The organism is Streptomyces sp. BV286 (genome assembly GCF_019090165.1).
GTDB lineage: Bacteria > Actinomycetota > Actinomycetes > Streptomycetales > Streptomycetaceae > Streptomyces.
This window is the reverse complement of sequence record NZ_JAHRIB010000003.1, coordinates 17,212-36,952: the sequence shown is the minus strand read 5'-3', so window position 1 is coordinate 36,952 and position 19,741 is coordinate 17,212. Positions and strand designations below refer to the sequence as shown.

Below are 19,741 nucleotides of genomic sequence, written 5' to 3'. Positions count from 1 at the left end.
GGCGGGTTGCCCGCGGACGCGCCCGGAGGGTCACGGGGGACGCTCCGGGCGGACGCCGTCCCCGGCGGGCCGACCTGATCGGTACGCTCGCCGCGGTGGCGTGAGGGACTTTGTATGGCCCCTTTCCTAACCCCTTGTCGAAAGTCCCCAACGGTCATAGCCTTGCGCCGCGCCGGGGCCGTCGGGCCCCGCCATGGCCTGGAGGGATCGAGGGGGCACGTTCTGGTGAAGCGCACATCACGCGACATCCGCACCGCGAACCGCTATGGGGTGCTGCGCCAGATCATCGCCCGTTCGCCCACGTCCCGGCAGGAGCTGGCCGCGGCGACCGGGCTGAGCCTCGCCACGGTCGCCACGCTCGTCGGTGAGCTGCTCGACCTCGGGATGCTGACGGAGGTCGGATTCGAGGACTCCGCCGGCGGCCGGCCCCGGGGGCTCGTGGCCGTCAACGCCTCGGGCGGCGCGCTGATCGGCGTCGACATCGCGGAGACGTACGTACGGGTCGAGCTGTTCGATCTCGCGCTGGGCGTGCTGGCTCGTGCCGACGAGGACATGCGCCGCGGTGAGATCCGCCCGGAGCAGGTCGTCGGGCATGTCGCCTCGGCCGTCGGCTCGGTGGTCGCGCAGGCCGGGGTCGAAGGCGCCCGTGTCCTCGGCGTCGGCGTGAGCGTGCCGGGGCAGGTGGACCGGGAGGCCGGTGTCTCGGAGTACGCGCCGAACTGGGACTGGCACGACGTGCCGCTGCTCGACCTGCTCTCCGAGCACATCGCGTACCCCCTCTACCTGGACAATCCGCTGCGGGCGTGTGCGATCGCCGAGTTGTGGTTCGGGGCGGCGCGCGGGCGCGGGGACGCCGTGGTGGTGAATCTCGGGACGGGGGTCGGCGCCGGGCTGGCGCTCGGCGGCGGGCTGCACCGGGGGGTCAGCAACAGCGCCGGGGAGTGGGGGCACAACACGCTCGTACTGGACGGGCGGCCGTGCCACTGCGGCAACCACGGGTGCGTGGAGACGTACGTCGGAGCGCCCGGCATCATGCTGAACCTGCGGGAACTGAGCCCCGGGAGCCCGCTGCTGCACCCCGAGGACCAGACGGCGACGATCAACGCGCTGGCACGCGGCGTCGCCGCGCAGGACCCGGTGGCCGTCCAAGTGGTCCGGGACACCGCGCGCTATCTCGGCGCCGCCGTGGCCGACCTGGTGAACCTCCTCAATCCCGAGGTCGTCGTGCTCAGCAGCTGGGTGGCGGCCACGCTCGGCGAGCCGCTGCTGCACGAGGTGCGCGAGGCGGTGGCGCGGCACGCGCTGAGACGGCCGCTGGCCAGCACCGAGATCGTCCTCTCCCCCATTCCCACCGATCCGGTGTGTCTGGGGGCCGCGACGTTCGCGCTCGAAGGGGCGCTGGCCTCGGTGGGGCAGAAGTCCGGCGGCGCCAAGGCCGCCCCGCAGAGACCTGCGGGCGGCAGGGCCACGGCTGCGCGGCGCGCAGCCGTCCCCAAGGTCTGAGGGACAGCCGGTCCGACGGCAGGCGGACGTCTCTCCGCGCGTCCAACCGCGGTACGAATCCGGTCCGGTCGGGGCATTGGGGCCGGATGCGCAGGTCGTGCGCCCAGCCGACCGCAAGCGCTTCCCGTCCGGTATCCCGGACGTCCCGCAACGCTTCGAACAGACTTCGTCCAACCCCTTGCCGAAGCCTTAGCCGAAGGTTAACGTCCCGCCACCGCACTGCGATTTCGAGCCGTAGCCGTACTTGAGACAAGGACGTCAGAATGTCGGCACTGAGCAACAGCAACTGGGACCGTCGGTCCGTACTGCGAGCCGCCGCGGGCCTCGCCGCCCTCGGCCCGCTGGCCGCCTGTGGCGGCAACACCGGCCGTGAGGGCGGGGGCAGTTCGGGCAAGAACCTGACGCAGTACTTCCACGCGTACGGGGAGGCCGGCACCGAGCAGGCCATCAAGAAGTACGCGGCTGCCTACGACGGGGCCCGCGTGACCACCCAGTGGATCACCGGCACCAACTTCGAGAGCAAGCTGTTCTCGGCGTTGCTCACCAAGAACGCGCCCGACGTCTTCGAGTTCCACCCGCAGATCCAGATGATCAAGAGCGGTCAGGTGGCGGACCTGTCCGACATCATGGCGCCGGTCAAGGACGACTTCAATCCGGCCGACATCGCCTCGCACACGATCGACGGGAAGATATGGGGCGTCCGCATGATCGACGACCCGCAGTTCTTCTACTACCGCAAGTCGATGCTGGAGGAGGCGGGCGTCGAACCGCCCACCACGCTGGACGAGCTCGTCGAGGCCGCCGCGAAGCTCACCACGTCCAAGGTCAAGGGCGTCTTCCTCGGCAACTCGATCACCCCGGTGATGAACCCGCTGATCTGGTCGACCGGCGCCGACACCCTCACCGACAAGAACGAGATCGCGTACCACACGGACGAGGTCGCGGCCGGCCTCAAGAAGCTCCGCACGATGTTCAAGTCGGGCCACCTGCTGCTGGACGCCCCCGCGGACTGGTGGGACCCGTCGGCCATCACCCAGGGCCTGGTCGCGATCCAGTGGTGCGGCATGTGGGCGATGCCGGTGATCCAGAAGGCGCTCGGCGACGACGTCGGCATCATCCCCTTCCCGACCTCCGCGGAGGGCGGCAAGCCCGCGGTCACCAACGGCGGCTGGTCGATGTTCGTCAACGCCAAGAGCAAGAACGTCGACCTGGCCAAGGAGTACGTGAAGTGGCTGTGGATCGACCAGAAGAAGTACCAGGAGGACTGGTCCCTCTCGTACGGCTTCCACATCCCGCCGCGCACCTCGCTCGCCGAGTCCGCGACCAAGCTGAAGTCGGGTCTGCCCGCCGAGGGCGTCAAGCTCTTCAACGAGTTCGGCCACTTCGACAACCCGGCCTGGACGCAGGCCATGATCGTCGCGCTTGAGAACGTCGTCGCCGACACCGTGCGCAAGGGCGGGAACCCGGAGGCCGCGCTCGACAAGGCCGACAAGATCGTGAACCGCGAACTCAAGAAGCTGTTCGGATAGGCCACGGACGGATTCACGACATGTCGACCACCACCTCGAGCGGTGTCGCCAAGGACCGTGCCCCTGCAAAGACCCCCAAGGTCAAGCAGGGGCGCGGGGTCCGCGGCCGCACGCTCAACTTCTGGCTCTTCACCGGCCCGTTCCTGATCGGGCTCGCGGTCTTCGTCTACATCCCGATCGGCTGGAGCGCGTACCTCTCGTTCTTCGAGGCGCGCTACACGGTCACCCCCAGCACGTTCGTCGGCTTCGACAACTTCACGTACATGCTGACGAACGAGAAGTTCACGGACTCCCTCGTCACCTTCACCGTCTTCGCCGCGTTCATCGTGCCCGTCACCTGGGCGTTCTCGCTCGGCCTCGCGATGATGGTGAACCGGCTGCGGTTCATGCGGGCGTTCTTCCGGTCGGTGTTCTTCCTGCCGACCGCCGTCAGCTTCGTGGCCGCCTCCCTGATCTGGAAGATGTCCATCTTCAGCGGAGTCCGCTTCGGGCTGGCGAACACCGTGCTCGGCTGGTTCGGCGTGGAGAACATCGCCTGGCTGGCCAACCCCAATCCGCCCTGGTACTGGCTTGTCATCGTCACCGTACGACTGTGGCTCCAGGCCGGCTTCTACATGATCCTGTTCCTGGCGGCCCTGCAGAACATCCCGCCGGAGCTGTACGAGGCCGCCGCGATCGACGGCGCCAAGCCGGGCTGGCAGACCTTCTGGTACATCACGCTCCCCCAGCTGCGTGCCACCTCGACCGCGGTGATCCTGCTGCTGCTCGTCGCCGCCTACCAGGCCTTCGACGAGTTCTTCAACCTCCTCGCCAAGACCACCTGGGGCCGCCCGCCGCTGGTCGAGCTGTACTACACGGCGCTCGGTGAGAACCAGGACTACGGCGCCGGCAGCGCGGGCGCGATGATCCTGACCGTGCTGATCTGCTGCGTGACCCTGCTCCAGGGCAAGTTCATGGGCTTCGGAAAGGGGGAGCAGGCCAAGTGACCACCACCGTGCCTCCCGTCAAGGACACCAGGACCGAACCGGCCGCCACCTCGCGCTCCGTGAAGAAGCGGACCGGTACCGCGGGCAGTGTCGGCCTCTACTTCGCGACGGCCGTCTGCGCCCTGCTGTTCCTCGTCCCCTTCTACCTGATCGTCCGCAACGCCCTGTCCACGGACGTCGAGATCACCGGCGAGAACTGGAAGTTCTTCCCCACCGACATCCAGTGGGGCAACTTCTCCGAGCTGTTCGACGACCCGACGGTCCCCTTCGCCCGTTCCCTGTGGAACTCCACGGTCGTCGGCGTCCTGCACACCGTCGGCACCCTGCTGGTGTGCTCGCTCGCGGGCTACGGTCTCGCCCGTATCCCGTACAAGCACGCCAACAAGATCTTCTACGTGGTCCTCGTGACGCTGATGGTCCCCACGGCCGTCACCTTCGTGCCCAGCTTCGTGCTGGTCTCGTCGCTCGGCTGGGTGTCGAGTATGCAAGGTCTCATCGTTCCGGGGCTCTTCAGTGGTTTCACCTGCTTCCTCTTCCGGCAGTACTTCCTGGGGTTCCCCAAGGAACTGGAGGAGGCGGCGCGCGTGGACGGGCTCAGCTACTGGGGTGCGTACTGGCGTATCGTCGTGCCGAACTCGCTGAACTTCTTCGCCGCGATCGCGACCATCACCTTCATCAGCGGCTGGAACGCCTTCCTGTGGCCCCTGGTCATCGGTCAGGACCAGGAGGCGTGGACGGTGCAGGTCGCCCTCTCCTCGTACATGACGAACCAGACCGTCAACTTCCATCTGATCTTCATGGCCACCGCAATTTCCATCCTGCCCCTGGTGCTCGTGTTCCTGTTCCTCCAGCGCTGGCTGGTGCAGGGGGTCGCGCAGACCGGCATCAAGGGCTGAGCTAGGAGAACGATGTCTGTCCGCACCACCGCCCGCACGTCCTCGGTCTCTCCCGGCCAGGGGGGAGCCCCGTCCGCCGGCTACGTCGAGGACGTCTCGCCCGGGAGCGGCGCGCTGCCGCCCCGGGCGTGGTACGCGTCCTCGGACGCCGACTCCCTCTCGCTGAACGGAAACTGGCGCTTCCGGCTGTCGCCGACGGCCGACGCCGAGGACGACTCGTTCGCCGCGCAGGGGTACGACTGCGGGGACTGGGCGGAGGTGGCGGTTCCCGGGCACTGGGTCCTCCAGGGCGACGGGGCGTTCGGTGCGTTCGGTGCGTTCGGTGCGCCGATCTACACCAACGTCGTCTACCCGTTCCCGGTCGACCCGCCGCGGGTGCCGACCGAGAACCCGACCGGGGACCATCTGCGGGTCTTCGACCTGCCGGACGAGTGGCCGGCGGACGGTGGGGCGGTGCTCCGCTTCGACGGGGTGGAGTCCTGTGCCCGGGTGTGGCTGAACGGCACGGACATCGGTGAGTTCAAGGGGTCCCGGCTGCCGCACGAGTTCGCGGTCGGGCACCTCCTGAAGCCCGCCGGGAACGTGCTCGCCCTCCGTGTGCACCAGTGGTCGGCGGGCTCGTACCTGGAGGACCAGGACCAGTGGTGGCTGCCCGGCATCTTCCGGGACGTCACGCTGCTCCACCGGCCGGCGGGCAGCGCGCTCGACTTCTTCGTACACGCCTCGTACGACCATCTCGAAGGCACCGGGACCCTGCGCGTCGACTCCGACGTCGACGGCCGGGTCACCGTGCCCGGCTTGGACATCGATGTCGAGACGGGGCGGAGCGTCACCGTCCCGGTCCGGCCGTGGACCGCCGAGGCGCCCCATCTGTACGACGCCACGCTGGTCACGGAGGGCGAGCGGGTTCCGCTGCGGATCGGTTTCCGTACGGTCGCGCTGGAGGACGGCCTGATCAAGGTGAACGGCAGGGCGATCCTCCTCAAGGGCGTCAACCGGCACGAGTGGCACCCGGAGAAGGGCCGCGCCCTGGACCTGGAGACCATGCGCGAGGACGTGCTGCTGATGAAGCGGCACAACATCAACGCCGTGCGCACCTCCCACTACCCGCCGCACCCGGCCTTCCTCGACCTGTGCGACGAGTACGGGCTGTGGGTCGTCGACGAGTGCGACCTGGAGACCCACGGCTTCGTGGAGCAGGCCTGGCGTGACAACCCGGTGGACGACGAGCGCTGGACCCCGGCGCTCCTCGACCGGGCCGCCCGCATGGTCGAGCGCGACAAGAACCACCCGTCGGTCGTCATGTGGTCGCTGGGCAACGAGGCGGGCACCGGGCGCGGGCTCACCGCCATGGCCGAGTGGATCCGCGGCAGGGACGCCTCACGGCTCATCCACTACGAGGGCGACTGGAACTGCCGTGACACGGACGTGTACTCGCGGATGTACGCGGACCACGCCGAGGTCGAGCGGATCGGCAAGGGACTGGACGGCGGCCCGCAGGGACGGCGTCAACTGCCCTTCATCCAGTGCGAGTACGGGCACGCCATGGGCAACGGCCCCGGTGGCATCGCCGACTACCAGCGGCTCTTCGAGGCCCACGACCGGCTCCAGGGCGGCTTCATCTGGGAGTGGATCGACCACGGCATCAAGGACGAGCGGTACGGCTTCGCGTACGGCGGTGACTTCGGGGAGGAGCTGCACGACGGGAACTTCGTGTGCGACGGGCTGCTCTTCCCGGACCGCACGCCCTCGCCGGGGCTCCGCGAGTACAAGAAGGTCATCGAGCCGGTCCGGTTCGAGGGCGTCGGCGCGAACGGCACGGTACGGGTGACGAACGCGTACGACTTCTCCGACCTCTCGCACCTGGCGTTCGAGTTCTCGTACCAGGTGGACGGATTTCCCACGGGCGCGCACTGGCTCTCCGTGCCGTCGCTCGCACCGGGTGAGTCGGCGGAGGTCAAGCTGCCGGCGGCCGCTCCGGACGGTCAGGGCGAGGAGGTCCAGTGGACGGCCCGCGCGCTGCTCGCCGAGGACACCCCCTGGGCGGGCGGCGGCCACGAGGTGGCGTGGACGCAGGAGACCGTCACGCCGCGTGAGCCCCTGCCGGCGGCCACCGGCGCGCGGCCCGCGGCCGACGGCGGACGGATCACACTCGGCCCGGGCTCCTTCGACGCCCGCACCGGCGCGCTGCGGACCATCGGCACGACGGAGGTCACCGGGCTGCGGCTGGACGTGTGGCGCGCCACCACCGACAACGACGAGGGCGCGTCCTGGCAGGACGACGTGCGCACCGGCGTGCTGTGGCGCACGCTGGGCCTGCACCGTATGCAACACCGGCTGGACGCGGTGGAGTTGACGGACGACGCGTTGACCGTACGGACCCGGGTGGCGCCCGCCGCGCGGGAGGTGGGTCTGCGCACCGTGTACCGGTGGACGTCCGACGGGACGCGGTTGCGTCTGCGCGTCTCGGTCACTCCCGAGGGCGACTGGACGGTGCCGCTGCCCAGGCTCGGCATCCGCATGGGGCTGCCGGGAGCCGCCGCGGACCAGGCGACGTGGTTCGGCGGGGGCGGTGAGGCGTACCCGGACACCAGGGCGGCGTCGAAGGACCTCCTGTGGGACGAGAGCGTCGACGACCTGCAGACACCGTACGTGCGCCCGCAGGAGAACGGGGCCCGTGCCGACGTCCGCTGGGCAGAGCTCGCAGACCTGCGGATCGAGGGGGACCCGCAGTTCTGGTTCACCGCGCGGCGGTGGACGTCCGAGCAGTTGGACGCGGCCAGGCACCGGACGGACCTCACGCCGGGCGACACCGTGTGGGTCAACCTCGACCACGGGCAGCAGGGCATCGGGTCGCAGTCGTGCGGTCCCGGCGTGCTGCCGCAGTACGAGCTGCGGGTTCAGCCCGCTGAATTCTCCTTTGTCTTCTCGACGGTCGACGACTGACACTGTTACCGGTCACATGGCCGTCCGGCTCCCCAGCCGGACGGCCGTGTTCGTGTGTTCCCCGCTCCCCCGGAGGTTCCCCGCGTGATCGGTTCCATCGAGGTCCGTGGCCTGTCCCGGACCTTTCACACCACGGTGCGCCGCCCCGGCTTCACGGGCGCCGTCAGGTCTCTCGTCAATCCGGAACGGGTCGCCAAGGAGGCCGTCTCCGACATCACCTTCGACGTCTCCCCCGGCGAACTCCTGGCCCTTCTCGGCCCGAACGGCGCGGGCAAGTCCACCACCATCAAGATGCTCACCGGCATCCTCACGCCCACGTCCGGCGAGGCCCGGGTCGCCGGTGTCGTGCCGTACCGGGAACGTGAGCGCAACGCGCGCAACATCGGGGCCGTCTTCGGGCAGCGCACCCAGCTGTGGTGGGACCTGCCGGTGCGGGAGTCCTTCGCGATCCTGCGCGACATCTACGACGTCCCGGAAGCCGAACACCAGGCGCGACTGCGGGAGTTCGACGACCTCCTCGACCTGTCCTCCTTCTGGGACACGCGGGTACGGCATCTCTCGCTCGGCCAGCGCGTGCGCTCCGACCTCGCCGCCGCCCTGCTGCACGATCCGCCGGTGGTGTTCCTCGACGAGCCCACCATCGGCATGGACGTGGTGGTCAAGGAGCAGGTCCGCGAGTTCCTCCGGTACCAGGTGGAGGAACGCGGGCGGACCGTGCTGCTCACCACGCACGACATGACGGAGGTCGAGCGGCTCGCCGAGCGGGTCGTCCTGGTCAACCACGGCCGGCTCGTGCTGGACGGCTCCCTGGACGAGATCCGGCGGAAGTTCGGCTCGACCTGGCAGGTGCGGGTGACGCTCGCCGACGCGCACGCGTCCGTCGAGCCGTTGCCGGGGATCGCGCTGGTGCGGCGCGAGGGGCCCCAGGCGGTGTTCGGTCCCGACGGGCCCACCGCGCCGACGATGCACCAGGCCCTCAAGCAGGTCATCGAGCGCTACGAGGTGACCGAGATCGCCCTGGACGAGGCCGACCTGGAGGACGTGATGCGCGCCGCGTACGTCCAGGCGGGGGGCGTGTGACCATGGCCGTCCTCCATGGCTGGCGGGCCGCCCGCGTCACCCCGCTCGGCGAGCTGCACACCCCGCCCCGGATGACCGCGGCGCTGCTCCGGCTCACCGTGCAGATCGTGCTGGTGGCCTCACTGTGGCACGGCCTGTACGCCGCCACGGGCACGACCGCCGGACTGACCAAGGACCAGGCGGTCACGTATGCCGTACTGGCCGTACTGGCCACCCGAATACGGGAGTTGGACCAGTACGCGGGCCGGGACACCGTGCTGCAGCACATGCACTCCGGCACGATCGTCTACTGGTACCTGCGCCCGCTCTCCCCTCAGCGCTACTACGCGCTGCGGGCCCTCGGCGAGCAGCTGTACGGGCTGGTGTGGGTGCTCGCGGGATACGGCATCTGCCTGGCCGCGGGAATCGTGGACCCACCCAGGTCCGCGGCTGTGGCGGGGGTGTTCGCGCTCAGCGCGCTCCTGGGGCAGTGGGTCCTCTACTACGTGATGCTCGCCATCGACCAGCTGTGCTTCTGGACGCTCAAGAACGGCGCGGCGATGCTGATCCTGATCTTCGCGCAGAACCTGCTGTCCGGGGTGTACGCGCCACTGTGGTTCTTCCCCGACTGGTTCATCACGCTCAGCGCCTTCCTGCCGTTCCAGGCGACGCTCAGTGTGCCGTTGTCGATCTACGTGGGCCGGATCGAACTGTCCGACGCGCTGCCGCAGTTGGCCTTGCAGGCCTGCTGGGTGGTGGCGCTCGCCCTGCTCACCCGACTGCTGTGGCGGCGGGCCGCCCGGCGCGTGATCTCGCAGGGAGGCTGAGATGTCGACCAAGGCTCTTCGCGTGATCTGGCGCGTCACCCGGCTCAACTTCCGTGCCCAGCTGGAGTACCGCTCCGAGTTCCTGATGATGATCGCGATCGGCGCGGTCTGGCAGGTGTCGGTGATCGTGTTCGCGACCGTGCTGCTCACCCGGTTCTCCGGGATGGGCGGCTGGGACAGCTCGGACGTCCTGCTGATCCCGGCGACGCGCATGCTGGCACACGGCCTGTTCGTGCTGTTCCTCGGGCGGGTGCACGGTCTGGGCAGGCACATCCAGGAGGGGGTGATCGACACGTACCTCGTCCGGCCGATGCCGGTCCACCGCCAGCTCCAGCTCTCCTACTTCCCCACGAACGCCATCGGCGACCTGACGGTGGCGGCGGGCCTGATGGTGGGCGCGCTGAGCCGAAGCGACCTGGACTGGACGGCGACCCGGATCACGTATCTGGTCATCTGCGTCCTCGGCGGCATGCTCCTGGAGGCCGCCCTGTTCACCGTGGTGGCGTGCGCCTCACTGCGATTCCCGGCCGCCGACTACTGGGGGCGCTGGCTGGAGGAACTGCTCGGCACGTTCGGCAGCTATCCGCTGAACGTGCTGCCGAGGGCGGTGACCGGATTCCTCACGTTCGGCCTGCCGCTGGCCTTCGTCGCGTACTTCCCGGCGGCGGTACTGACCGGGCACGACACGGGTGTGCCGTACTGGCTGGCGGCGGTGTCTCCGCTGCTCGGGGCCGCGGCCTATCTGGGCTCACGGCTGCTGTGGCGGTGGAGCCTGCGGCATTACGCGGGGGTGAACGGGTGACGACGAAGCGCAGGTCGTGATGTAGGTGGTCGAGCAACGGAGCTTGCGGATGAGCCGCCAGGGCCTGAGACCGACGCGCCCTCGACTCCAGACTTCTGACGGTTGCGCCAGGTAATGGATGCAGCTATCGGGCTTCCGGGCGATCTCGTCGCGCAAGCTGCGACTCCACTGTCGCGAGTCGTGCCGAAAGATCCCCGCAGAGGCTCTCAAGTCGCTCTACTCGGTGAGCGAGTTCATCGGCTGGTTCCGGCCCGCCCCTCTCTGCGCCAGGGTCCAGGATGAATGTCTCCAAGTACTCATCGTGAAGCTGCAGACACCCCGCGCGTCGAAGGTGCTGGATTCCTTGTCGCACCTCATTTCTGGTGGCGCCGTAGAGCTCTTGAAGCTCCGACTCCGAAGGAAGGACATCTCCGAACGTGTACTGCCGACTTCTCAAGCCTTCCTTCACGTGCCGAATCAAAGCTTCGGCACTCGGTGTCGCATCGTCTCCGCCACGCCCTGGAAGCCGAACCGGCAGTAGGTCCGGCGGCCGCTCTGTCTTCACTTCCGGCATGTCTCATGGCCTCTCGTCAGGGGAAGCAACAGTCCCACGTCGAAGCGTTTCCCCAACGCTGAGGGTGGCCGGCACCGTGATGTTCAGACTCCGCGGGTGACCGAAGAGAGCTGACTCGAATCCGATGGGGTAGCCGGTTTCAGGGTCAAAGAGAACGGACTCCCTTTGCGTGCTGCCCTGGTATCCCTCGCTCTGGGACACGGCGAGGACATGTTGACCTTGCCACGTCATTGTGGTCGCCACATCCAGACTGAGGGTCTGGGCCAGAACTCGCAGGGCGGCGGCACGGAGGCGAGGTGGCACCGGGCCTGAGCGCGCTGCATAGTTGAGCATATCGCTGACACCATTGGCGATCAGGCCGCCTTCCCAGTTCACCTCGTTCAGCTGCTTCGCCAGTTCGCGAGGGTTCATGGAGAATGGGGCGACCTTGCCCCATTCGTCGCCTTCTGCAGTGGGGGCCTTTCCGTGACCGTAGTAGCGGTCCTCCACCCCGGTCCCGGCGATGAGACCGGCTTCTTTGGCGACCTCGCTCTGCTTCGGGTTGGGATAGAGGGGCTCACCGTATTCGCTCCGCCGCCGCCCTGAACCGTCCTTTGTGATCCATGACTCGGTCACAGTTGGTACGGCGACACTCGTCGTACCCCCAGGAACGTCGCCAGCGGTGTTGAGCCACCATCCCCAGGTCTTGGTGTAGCTATAGGCACCGTTCGCACGTTCCTGCGGCAGTTTCTCGACCCGTGCGGCGAAAGCCAATAGGTACTCGCTTGCCGACTGGTCTTCAACAGGCTTCAACGAAAGCACCGGAGGAGTGAAGGCGACCGTCTGTGCGTCTTCCCTCCGAGGGATGAGCTGTTGACCGCCGACGACCAGTGCGGCACCGACGCCTGCAGCGCTCGCACCAACAAGAACCCGGCGGCGCGTGAACACACGTGTGGGCTCCGCAGGGGAAGCTGCCCGTTGATGCATCTCCACTAGCTCACGCTCAGCACGTGGCGAGAGAACGCGGCCGTCACAATCTGCGGCGGCGGGATCACTACTGGAAGGCAGCAGCTCCCGCACCCGTTCTGCGTCCTTGCTCATCCCAGGCCCCCTTCTGGCAGGGCAGAGGTCGTGCCGGCTACGACACGACTGGAGTCATCTGCGATCGCTCGTTCCAGTCTGCGGCGAGCCCGATGTAGGCGAACAAGGAACGCTCCTCTGCTGCAGCCCATCACACGGGCAGCTACTGGCGGTTCGAGCCCATCCCATGAGACGAGCATCAGCACCTCGCGATCCCGGTCGGACATCTCAGCCAGCGCCCTCACGGCTCTCACGCGTTCCAGCGCCTGAGCCTCAGCAGCAGGCATCACATCATCCCGAATCTGATCTTGGAGCCGCCCTTCCAACTGGCTGGCGCGCTCCTGAGTGCGTCTCATATTCGCGGCCACGAGCCGGGCAATGCCATAGAGCCACGGCAAGGCCTCACCTCGTTGATCTCCCCGCCGCTGCCAAGCGATCACGAAGGTCTCGGCGGCGGCATCCTCAGCAAGTTGAGGCGGCAGCCTTCGGCGCACAAAGCGCAAGACGGGCATGTAGGAGGCGCGGTAGACCGCCTCAAATTGATCCCATTCACCCAAGCTTTCGCCCACTCAGCCCTCCCGATCACTGCCGTCACACCAAGTCTGTGTCCGCCATCCCACCGGGATTACACCCGCGCAGCAAGAAACTTGCGGCGGCAGCGGAGTTTGCCCCCGAGGCGCTAGTCGGCACGGTGTTGAAGTCCCCCCTGTGGCCGGACAGTGCGCCACTATTCCGGGGCGGCACGCGGTGAAGTCGCGGCCGATCAGGTCTGCGGCGAACACCGCCCGCTTCGCCTGCCGGGTGAGAACCGGGCGTCAGCGGCGCGTGATCCCGGTCATGGCATGCTCGCGCATCAGCCGCTCGATCCTTTTCAGATTGATCACCCGGTCGACCAGCCGCCGCGCGGGGCGCCGTAGGCGCCGCTCGATCCGGCGCGCAGCACCCTGATCTCGCCCACCAGTGACACAGAGCCTCTGCTTCGTGATCTCCTTCGCGAAGTAGGCCGCCGCTCTTATCAGGATCTCGTTCGACTTGCACCCTCGGCCAGCTCCGGCGCAGTCTGCGCAGCCCTTCGGCGCTCACACCGAGCCCGCCAGCGTCCTGCCCGAGGACAGCAACAGATCGACCGCGCTCCTCTTGAACTCGGCCGTGCACCGCTTACTCGTATTGATCTTCGCTACTCACTACCTGAACCGCTTCCTCCCTAACCCATTAGTCCCAGTATCAAGCTGTCTAGCTTGAAGGGGGAAGTTCACAGGCACAACAACCACTTTGTCCAGTTGATCGCACAGCACCAGTTCCACCCAAGTGTCGGCGTACAAGATGAACGTCTCCACCTCGTACGAATGAGAACGCACCGTTGTTGATGCGCGGAGGGCAGGAGCCGGAAGTCTGCTGCCGTCGAACGAGAGCGGGATGACGCAGCCTGACAACGTGGTCGACAATGACCGCATGGATGTCACCGAGCTGCTCGAATCGGCTTCCCTCCTCGTCCCGGAAGAGGTCGCTACCGAGAACGACATCTCGCTGCAAGACGTCTGGGACTACCTCGCTCACGACGAATGGCAGATCGCGCTGAGCCTGCTGGAGGAGCTCGGAGACGGGCAACCGTTGCCCTTGACGTTCTGGGAGCAGCTTGGCGAGGCGGCTGAGCAACTCGGCCTTGAACGGAGCGCGGCTTGGTGCCACTGGCGGCGTTCCGAGATCCGAAACGGAATGATCCGGGCGGATCTGACGCTTCGTCCACCCACGGAGGCCCGACGCAAGACACCAATCTCCGGTCACGGTGTTCTGCGACCCATGTGGGACATCGGGAACCTCTCACCCACCGGCGCCGCTTCGGCGAGTATCGCCGGGCTCTGGGTTGAGGACATGCCCGTTCTGGAGCCTGGCGGCCGAGCCACTGTCCGCCTCGTTCCCCTCACTCCCACTCACTGGACGCACGTCAAAACCGGCCAGCAGATCAACATGCACGAGGACCGGACCGTGGCCGGCACCGCAGTCGCGCTGGAGGTTCACCTCCCCATCCCCGCCATGCCCACGAGATGACCCCGACCGACCCGCCCTCACGCTGGTGCAGATATCTCCGTACTCGGTGGAGCAGTCACAGGAGTACGTCGACACCAAGGTCCATGGCCAACTTGTCAACCCCACAAAGTGAACGAAACGACCACTAGCAGAATCGGAATTCCATCTACCACCGGAACCACCCTTCTCAGTTTCAAAAATTTCCCGCACCACCTCCCACATTTCCCCCACTACAAATACGGTGTTCGAATCAACGACCGAAAGGAAACGGGACTGTGGGTAGATCCATCCGTTTGTCTGTCGCACCTCTCGCAGCCGGTGTTGCACTGGTCGCTTCAACGCTGGCCATCGGCGCACCAACGGCTGGCGCGGAAGAGGTGAAGCCACTGCCGCCGGTCGCAGCCTCGGACAGCAGAGCAGAAATCGAGAGCCTCACGCTGAACGATCAGCAAGCACTCCAGGCTGAAGTCGATGCCAAGCTCGCCGAAACCAACAATGGCGGAAAGCAGATCAGTGCGAACGAGATCTCATGGAACGGCGGGGAAGTGATTTTAACACTCCCTCTCCCCGGAGAGGAAAAGACTCCGCTTCCGTCCGAAGCCTCACTGGCGCTCAACGGTGTCGATGCGGCAGAGATGGATGAGGTCACGGCTGCGGCGGCGGACTGGGAGGGCTGCCCGGCCGGAGCAAACGACAATCGCTGGTACTGCTTCTACCAGCTCCCGGACTTCGAGGGGCAGAGGGTCCAGTGGAACTGGGCGCACTGCTCGACCGGCATCAATTTCTCGGACGTCGGGTTCAACAACAAAACTACAGGGATCGTCAACACAACGAAAAACATAGAGCACTGGGGAATGAATCTGACCGCGTACCACGATTGGTTCACGGGCAATGCGCTCCGCATTCTTCCGTATTACAAGATCTCAAACCTGGACTCGTTCCACGACAACAAATTCAGCAGCTTCAAAGCCTGCCGTAGGTCGTAGGCGGGGCGGCTGGAAAGGGAAAATCACTCGCGGGTAAGCACTTCCGGCTGCATACCCCCGAGCCAGGAGCATTGCGCGATTACGACTGGCCTGGCTCGCCGGTCTCGTGATTTCCAGGCCCTGGTCGAGCGAGCCGTCGGCACCCTCTCAATTCCTGGCGGCTCCTCCGAAATCTCCGCTGCTCGACACCCGCATCACGCCCCTCGTCCAGACAGCCCTCTGCCTGCGTCTGGCCAGCTCAGAGTGAAGTTGGAACCGGTCGTCTGAACCGCAGGGCGCGGGGCCAGGTGGCGTAGATGTGCAGGCCCCAGCGGGCGGCGACGGCGGCTGCCGTGCGGCAGTCCTGGGCGGGGTCGAGGGGGTCGCGGCGGAGCCAGGCCGCGGAGAGGAGGCCGGTGCGGTGGAAGAGGCGGTGGAGCTGGCGGGCCGAGATGCCGTGGGCCGCCGCGACCGAGTCGACGCACAGGGACGGGTCGGAGATGTTCGCCAGCATGTAGACGCGGATGCGGTCGACCAGTTCGGTAGTCCGGCTTTTATCGGTATATCGATTGACCTACCTGAGGGTTACCCGGTTTCTGTGCGCGAATCGGAGACGGGCCGGGCGGGAAGTGGAGACTCGCCGCGCCGCCGGTTCCATGCCTTCTTCCTGGGGGAGCGACGTCGGCTGGGACCCTCACCGCAGTTCCAGCCGACTGCTCCGTCACCGGCGTCACCGGCGCGGCACCCGGACCTCCGCCCACACCACCTTGTACGTCCCGCCCAGGCACAGGTCCGTGCCCCACCGCTCGGCCAGCGCGGCCACGATCAGCAGCCCGCGCCCGCCCTCGTCCGACGGCTCCTGGAGTACGGGTCGCCGCTCGGTCCGCCCGTCGGCCACCTCCGCCCGTACGACGCCCTCGCCGTCCCGCAGCACCAGCCGTACGCGGAAGTCGCGTCCCTTGACCCGCCCGTGCCGGACCGCGTTCGCCGCGAGCTCGGCGACCACCAGAGCCACGGACTCGTTCGCCTCGCTGTCGTACGCGTACCCCCACACGTCCATCCGGTTCGCGACCAGCCGCCGCGCGAGCCGGGCCCCTCGTGGAGTGCAGCTGAAGAGCTGGGTGAACGTACGTACGGTGACGGGTACTTGGACCCCGGTGTCTCCTTGCATGGATCAACGGTCCCGGGTGGCGGGGCCTTCGACCAGTCACGCCACTCGTACGCTGCGCGGCGTACGAGTTCACCCTGTGGACAGTACGGGTGACGTTCCGTGACCATGGAGGAATGACCAACAGCACGACGAACGAGCCCGAACCGTCGGACAGTCTGAAGACGTTCGGACTGGTCCACAAGACTTTCCGTAAGCGGGCGGGTCTGACGCAGGAGGAGTTCGCACCGCTGGTGCGGTATCAGTCGTCGACGGTGGCGTCGATCGAGCAGGGACGCCGACTGCCCCCGCGGGTGTATGTCGAGCGGGCGGAGGAGGTGCTGGATGCGTTCGGGGTGCTGCGGGTGGCTGCCAAGTACGCCACGCGGGAGCCCGGGTTGGCTTCTTGGTTCCGGAGGTGGGCGGACCTTGAGGAGCAGGCGATCAGCCTCTACACGTTCGAGAACCGACTGGTGCCGGGCCTTCTCCAGACGGAGGCGTACGCACGCACCTTGTTCAACGAGCGGTTGCCTGTGCTGACCGACGCACAGATCGAGGCTCAGCTCGCCGCCCGCTCGGACCGCCAGCGCCTGCTCACCGAGTTGCCCAATACGGCGTTCAGCTTCATCGTCGAGGAGCACGTCATCATGCGCCGGACTGGGGGGACAGATGTCACGCGTGAGCTGATTGATCACCTCCTGGTGGTCACCGAGTTGCGCAATGTCGAGTTGCAGTTGATGCCGCTGACGCGTGGTGTCCACGCAGGCCTCGACGGACCCATCCGGTTGCTGGAGAGTCCTGAGAACGAGTGGTTCGGTTACTGCGAGGGGCAGGAAAGCGGCCAGCTCGTCGCTAGTCCGAAAACGATCAGCGTCCTCCACATGCGCTATGCGAAACTGCGTTCACAGGCTCTCACCCCGGACGATTCCCGGAGCCTGCTGGAGCGGATGCGAGGAGCGCTATGAGCACCACTGAGCTGGCCTGGTTCAAGAGCAGCTACAGCGGCGACGACTCCGGCGACTGCCACGAAGTGGCCCTGGACTGGCACAAGTCCAGCTACAGCGGTAGCTCGGGCGACGACTGCGTCGAAGTCGCCGCCTCCCCCACCACCGTTCACATTCGGGACTCCAAGAACACCCGCGGCCCGCAGCTCGCCCTCTCCCCCACCGCTTGGGCGGACTTCGTCGACGGCGTCAGTGGTCCGCGCAACACGGCGTAGGGTCCCGGACCTCGAACGGGACCAGCACACCGCCCACCGCCGGCATGAGGGTGAGTACGAGTTCGCCGTCCTGCCACTGCGGGCGGACGTGATCCCTCGTCACCACCCTTTGGTCCGGCGGGGGTTCACCCGCCGACCCCAGCACGGTGACCCGGTCGATCGCGGAGCCGGACAGCAGCTCCGCGACCGTCACCGTGCCGGTGAGGGCGTCGGCCCCCGGGTAGACGACGGCCCGGCCCACCTCGTCGGGTGCGCCGGTCGTGACCTCGTACCCCTTGGCCGTGAGCCGTCGCGCGGTCTCCTCGGACTCTGTCGCGAACGAGATCACCACCCGCGGCCGCTCCCCTCGTACCAGGTGTGTGCAGCCGAACGCGCCCTCGGGGAGGTTGAGTTCGGCTGCCAGCTCCAGCAGCAGGTGGTCCGCCGCGCGCAGCTCCCGCACGTCGGCGTCGACCGTCATCACATGAACCGGATTCACGCGGGCAGGACCCAGACCGGGTTGCTGTAGAACCACAGGTCCTTCCACGGGTCGGCGTCGCCGACGACGTCGATGGCCGGGCCCGCGGGGTCGACCGCCGCACCCATGGCCCCCGCGGCCGACCGGTTGCCGTCGCTGCCGCGCAGGCGGACGTAGAGCGGACGGTCGACGCGGCCGAGGGAGTACGTGATGCGAACCGTGCCGGTGGACTTGTTCACCTCGTACGACTTGACGACCTTCGCCGTCGGCGCGGTGAACGTGTCCTTGTCGGCGACCGGGCCGGTGACATCACCCTGGATGACGTCCACGCGGGCCAACTTCGTTGTGAAGCCAGCCCAGTTGGGGCCGTGGGCCAGTGCGATGTCGACGGTCAAGGTGACGTTCGTGCCCTTCTTGACGTGCAGGGCGCCACCGAGCGTGGCCCAGCGGCTGCCGCCGGAGAGGCGGACGTCGAGACCGCTGATGAGCTGCCCGTGGTCGACCCACACGCGTCCGGCCCGGATGCCGTCCATGACAGCGGCGTACGAGAAGCCCTCGGCGCCGACATGGGTGCGGCTGTACTGGCCGGGCCAGTAGTCGCCCTGGGTGATGTCGATCTTGCCGCCGTAGACCGGGTCCTCGTACCTGCCGTTGGCCTCGAAACTGCCGCCGGGGCCGCGTACGGCGGTGTCCGCGTAGACCTGGTGCGAGTCGGAGTTGGCACTGATCCACCAGGCCTTGCCCTCGGCGAGCAGGCTGTCCCACAGGCCGCCGACCGTGGCAGTCATCCAGTCGAAGCCGCCCCAGGTGCGGTAGCTCTCCGGCGGGTAGCCCGGGAAGGAGTTGGCGCTCGGGTTGTTGTCGTAGATGCCCCGGGCCCTGCCCATGCCGAGGGGAGCGGGCAGGCCGGCGGCCTGGTGGCCCGGGGCGCCCTCGAAGCCGACGGCGATCTGGTGGCTCGCGGGGGTCGCGTCGCGCCAGGCGCGGATCTCGTGCGGCGAGTCGACGCCCCGCCGGGCCGGGTGGTTGGCGAGCATCAGCGCGTCCTTGACCTTGCGTCGGCGCACCTGCTCGCCGAGGAAGGCGAGGCCGGCGACGGCGAGGGCCTCGTTGGCGGGCGTCGAGTCGGAGGCGCCCTTCACGCTGCCGTCGTAGTCGGTCTCGAACTGCTTGAGGACGGAGACCTCGTTCCTGCCGGGGTGCACGAAGACCGTGCCGTGCTCGGCGCCCGGGATGTTCCACTCCAGGCCCTGGAAGACGAGGGTGTCCTCGTGCGCGTCGCGGGCGGCCTTGATGTCCGGGTTGACCTTGTCCACGCCGATCTTCGCGTGGGTCGTGCTGCCGTGGTCCGTGATGACCAGCCAGTCCATACCGTGCCTGGCGCCCTGCCGGACCTGGTCGACGACGCGGTACTTGCCGTCACTGCTGTACTGCGTGTGGATGTGGTGGTCGCCGGCCAGCCAGAGGAAGCCCTTGCCCTTGCGGCCCCGGGCGGGCGTCTGCGCGGCGGCGGTGCCGGTCGCCTGGCCGCCGAGTACGCCCGCCGTCGCCAGGCCCGCGCCGAGCAGACCGGCGCGGCGCAACATGGAGCGGCGCGAGCGCTGGTCGGGGGTCAGTGCCTCGTCGGGAACCGAGGTGTCGAAGGCCGCCGGAAGGGGCGCGGCACCCTCATGGTCGCTGCCGTGGTGGTGGTGATGCCCGTGTCCGTGCGTGTGCCCGTGCCCCATGTCGGCCTCTCCTCGGTCCTGCGGCGGCCCCACCGGCC

At 67.7% G+C, this 19,741-nt stretch carries 19 protein-coding genes; 12 read left to right on the top strand and 7 right to left on the bottom strand.

All coding sequences use genetic code 11. The annotated features are described in order from the left end of the window. Window positions 1-225: 225 nt before the first annotated feature. The 8 genes from KUF83_RS00340 (at window position 226) to KUF83_RS00305 (ending at window position 10,548) form a co-directional block, all read left to right on the top strand. On the top strand, window positions 226-1,503 hold the full coding sequence (locus tag KUF83_RS00340; RefSeq protein WP_217452434.1) for an ROK family transcriptional regulator: 1,278 nt from the start codon (window positions 226-228) through the stop codon (window positions 1,501-1,503). A 263-nt stretch (window positions 1,504-1,766) separates the two neighbouring features. After that, the gene (locus KUF83_RS00335; RefSeq protein WP_217452433.1) at window positions 1,767-3,032 is read left to right on the top strand and encodes an ABC transporter substrate-binding protein; all 1,266 of its coding nucleotides are present in this window, start codon (window positions 1,767-1,769) and stop codon (window positions 3,030-3,032) included. A gap of 20 nt (window positions 3,033-3,052) precedes the next feature. Next, window positions 3,053-4,018, top strand: a complete 966-nt coding sequence (locus KUF83_RS00330; RefSeq protein WP_217452432.1) for a carbohydrate ABC transporter permease — start codon at window positions 3,053-3,055, stop codon at window positions 4,016-4,018. Further along, entirely contained in the window at window positions 4,015-4,914 is a 900-nt protein-coding gene (locus KUF83_RS00325; RefSeq protein WP_217452431.1) for a carbohydrate ABC transporter permease, read from the top strand. Before KUF83_RS00330 ends, KUF83_RS00325 begins: the two co-directional genes overlap by 4 nt. 12 nt (window positions 4,915-4,926) lie before the next feature. Further along, on the top strand, window positions 4,927-7,860 hold the full coding sequence (locus KUF83_RS00320) for a glycoside hydrolase family 2 TIM barrel-domain containing protein (protein WP_217452430.1): 2,934 nt from the start codon (window positions 4,927-4,929) through the stop codon (window positions 7,858-7,860). An 84-nt stretch (window positions 7,861-7,944) separates the two neighbouring features. Continuing rightward, the gene (locus KUF83_RS00315) at window positions 7,945-8,940 is read left to right on the top strand and encodes an ATP-binding cassette domain-containing protein (protein ID WP_217452429.1); all 996 of its coding nucleotides are present in this window, start codon (window positions 7,945-7,947) and stop codon (window positions 8,938-8,940) included. Window positions 8,941-8,942: 2 nt separating this feature from the next. Next, window positions 8,943-9,746: an ABC-2 family transporter protein gene (locus tag KUF83_RS00310; protein ID WP_217452428.1), complete on the top strand. Its 804-nt coding sequence runs from the start codon at window positions 8,943-8,945 to the stop codon at window positions 9,744-9,746. Between the two features lies 1 nt (window position 9,747). Then, window positions 9,748-10,548 (top strand): ABC transporter permease, encoded by an 801-nt coding sequence (locus KUF83_RS00305; protein ID WP_217452427.1) that lies wholly within the window; start codon window positions 9,748-9,750, stop codon window positions 10,546-10,548. 124 nt (window positions 10,549-10,672) lie between these two features. On the opposite strand, the gene KUF83_RS42925 is transcribed toward KUF83_RS00305, so the two are convergent. Genes KUF83_RS42925 through KUF83_RS00290 form a run of 3 tightly spaced genes read right to left on the bottom strand, consistent with a single transcriptional unit; the run spans window position 10,673 to window position 12,729 of the window. Beyond that, window positions 10,673-11,101, bottom strand: a complete 429-nt coding sequence (locus tag KUF83_RS42925; protein WP_374105947.1) for a GntR family transcriptional regulator — start codon at window positions 11,099-11,101, stop codon at window positions 10,673-10,675. A 3-nt stretch (window positions 11,102-11,104) separates the two neighbouring features. Then, entirely contained in the window at window positions 11,105-12,181 is a 1,077-nt protein-coding gene (locus KUF83_RS00295; RefSeq protein ID WP_217452425.1) for a CU044_5270 family protein, read from the bottom strand. Beyond that, window positions 12,178-12,729, bottom strand: coding sequence for an RNA polymerase sigma factor (locus KUF83_RS00290; protein WP_217452424.1), 552 nt, complete (start codon window positions 12,727-12,729; stop codon window positions 12,178-12,180). The genes KUF83_RS00295 and KUF83_RS00290 overlap by 4 nt, the downstream gene beginning before the upstream one ends. 883 nt (window positions 12,730-13,612) lie before the next feature. Here KUF83_RS00290 and KUF83_RS00285 point away from each other — a divergent pair. Together KUF83_RS00285 and KUF83_RS00280 are read left to right on the top strand one after the other, a co-directional pair. Then, on the top strand, window positions 13,613-14,209 hold the full coding sequence (locus tag KUF83_RS00285; RefSeq protein ID WP_217452438.1) for a hypothetical protein: 597 nt from the start codon (window positions 13,613-13,615) through the stop codon (window positions 14,207-14,209). A 254-nt stretch (window positions 14,210-14,463) separates the two neighbouring features. Beyond that, complete coding sequence (locus tag KUF83_RS00280; RefSeq protein ID WP_217452423.1) at window positions 14,464-15,174, top strand: peptidase inhibitor family I36 protein; 711 nt, start codon at window positions 14,464-14,466, stop codon at window positions 15,172-15,174. Window positions 15,175-15,412: 238 nt separating this feature from the next. Here KUF83_RS00280 and KUF83_RS00275 read toward each other — a convergent pair whose 3' ends face one another. Together KUF83_RS00275 and KUF83_RS00270 are read right to left on the bottom strand one after the other, a co-directional pair. After that, a complete protein-coding gene (locus tag KUF83_RS00275) occupies window positions 15,413-15,667 on the bottom strand; it encodes a hypothetical protein (RefSeq protein WP_217452422.1) in 255 nt (84 codons plus the stop codon). A 216-nt stretch (window positions 15,668-15,883) separates the two neighbouring features. Further along, window positions 15,884-16,324 (bottom strand): ATP-binding protein, encoded by a 441-nt coding sequence (locus KUF83_RS00270; protein WP_217452421.1) that lies wholly within the window; start codon window positions 16,322-16,324, stop codon window positions 15,884-15,886. Between the two features lie 113 nt (window positions 16,325-16,437). Here KUF83_RS00270 and KUF83_RS00265 point away from each other — a divergent pair, with 113 nt between their 5' ends. Next, the gene (locus tag KUF83_RS00265) at window positions 16,438-17,265 is read left to right on the top strand and encodes a helix-turn-helix transcriptional regulator (RefSeq protein WP_217452420.1); all 828 of its coding nucleotides are present in this window, start codon (window positions 16,438-16,440) and stop codon (window positions 17,263-17,265) included. After that, window positions 17,262-17,519, top strand: a complete 258-nt coding sequence (locus tag KUF83_RS00260) for a DUF397 domain-containing protein (RefSeq protein ID WP_217452419.1) — start codon at window positions 17,262-17,264, stop codon at window positions 17,517-17,519. Before KUF83_RS00265 ends, KUF83_RS00260 begins: the two co-directional genes overlap by 4 nt. Here KUF83_RS00260 and KUF83_RS00255 read toward each other — a convergent pair. Both KUF83_RS00255 and KUF83_RS00250 read right to left on the bottom strand, forming a co-directional pair. Beyond that, window positions 17,494-17,979 (bottom strand): hypothetical protein, encoded by a 486-nt coding sequence (locus KUF83_RS00255; protein WP_217452418.1) that lies wholly within the window; start codon window positions 17,977-17,979, stop codon window positions 17,494-17,496. The two genes, KUF83_RS00260 and KUF83_RS00255, sit on opposite strands and share 26 nt — an antisense overlap. A 14-nt stretch (window positions 17,980-17,993) precedes the next feature. Continuing rightward, a complete protein-coding gene (locus KUF83_RS00250) occupies window positions 17,994-19,703 on the bottom strand; it encodes a PHP domain-containing protein (protein ID WP_217452417.1) in 1,710 nt (569 codons plus the stop codon). Window positions 19,704-19,741 lie beyond the last annotated feature (38 nt).

Bases quoted from the DNA above. Each gene is read 5' to 3' on its own strand.
- KUF83_RS00250 (WP_217452417.1), bottom strand. From the start codon at position 19,703: ATGGGGCACGGGCACACGCACGGACACGGGCATCACCACCACCACGGC.
- KUF83_RS00260 (WP_217452419.1), top strand. From the start codon at position 17,262: ATGAGCACCACTGAGCTGGCCTGGTTCAAGAGCAGCTACAGCGGCGAC.
- KUF83_RS00270 (WP_217452421.1), bottom strand. From the start codon at position 16,324: ATGCAAGGAGACACCGGGGTCCAAGTACCCGTCACCGTACGTACGTTC.
- KUF83_RS00275 (WP_217452422.1), bottom strand. From the start codon at position 15,667: ATGCTGGCGAACATCTCCGACCCGTCCCTGTGCGTCGACTCGGTCGCG.
- KUF83_RS00335 (WP_217452433.1), top strand. From the start codon at position 1,767: ATGTCGGCACTGAGCAACAGCAACTGGGACCGTCGGTCCGTACTGCGA.
- KUF83_RS00295 (WP_217452425.1), bottom strand. From the start codon at position 12,181: ATGAGCAAGGACGCAGAACGGGTGCGGGAGCTGCTGCCTTCCAGTAGT.
- KUF83_RS00330 (WP_217452432.1), top strand. From the start codon at position 3,053: ATGTCGACCACCACCTCGAGCGGTGTCGCCAAGGACCGTGCCCCTGCA.
- KUF83_RS00305 (WP_217452427.1), top strand. From the start codon at position 9,748: ATGTCGACCAAGGCTCTTCGCGTGATCTGGCGCGTCACCCGGCTCAAC.
- KUF83_RS00320 (WP_217452430.1), top strand. From the start codon at position 4,927: ATGTCTGTCCGCACCACCGCCCGCACGTCCTCGGTCTCTCCCGGCCAG.
- KUF83_RS42925 (WP_374105947.1), bottom strand. From the start codon at position 11,101: ATGCCGGAAGTGAAGACAGAGCGGCCGCCGGACCTACTGCCGGTTCGG.
- KUF83_RS00310 (WP_217452428.1), top strand. From the start codon at position 8,943: ATGGCCGTCCTCCATGGCTGGCGGGCCGCCCGCGTCACCCCGCTCGGC.
- KUF83_RS00265 (WP_217452420.1), top strand. From the start codon at position 16,438: ATGACCAACAGCACGACGAACGAGCCCGAACCGTCGGACAGTCTGAAG.
- KUF83_RS00285 (WP_217452438.1), top strand. From the start codon at position 13,613: ATGGATGTCACCGAGCTGCTCGAATCGGCTTCCCTCCTCGTCCCGGAA.
- KUF83_RS00255 (WP_217452418.1), bottom strand. From the start codon at position 17,979: ATGACGGTCGACGCCGACGTGCGGGAGCTGCGCGCGGCGGACCACCTG.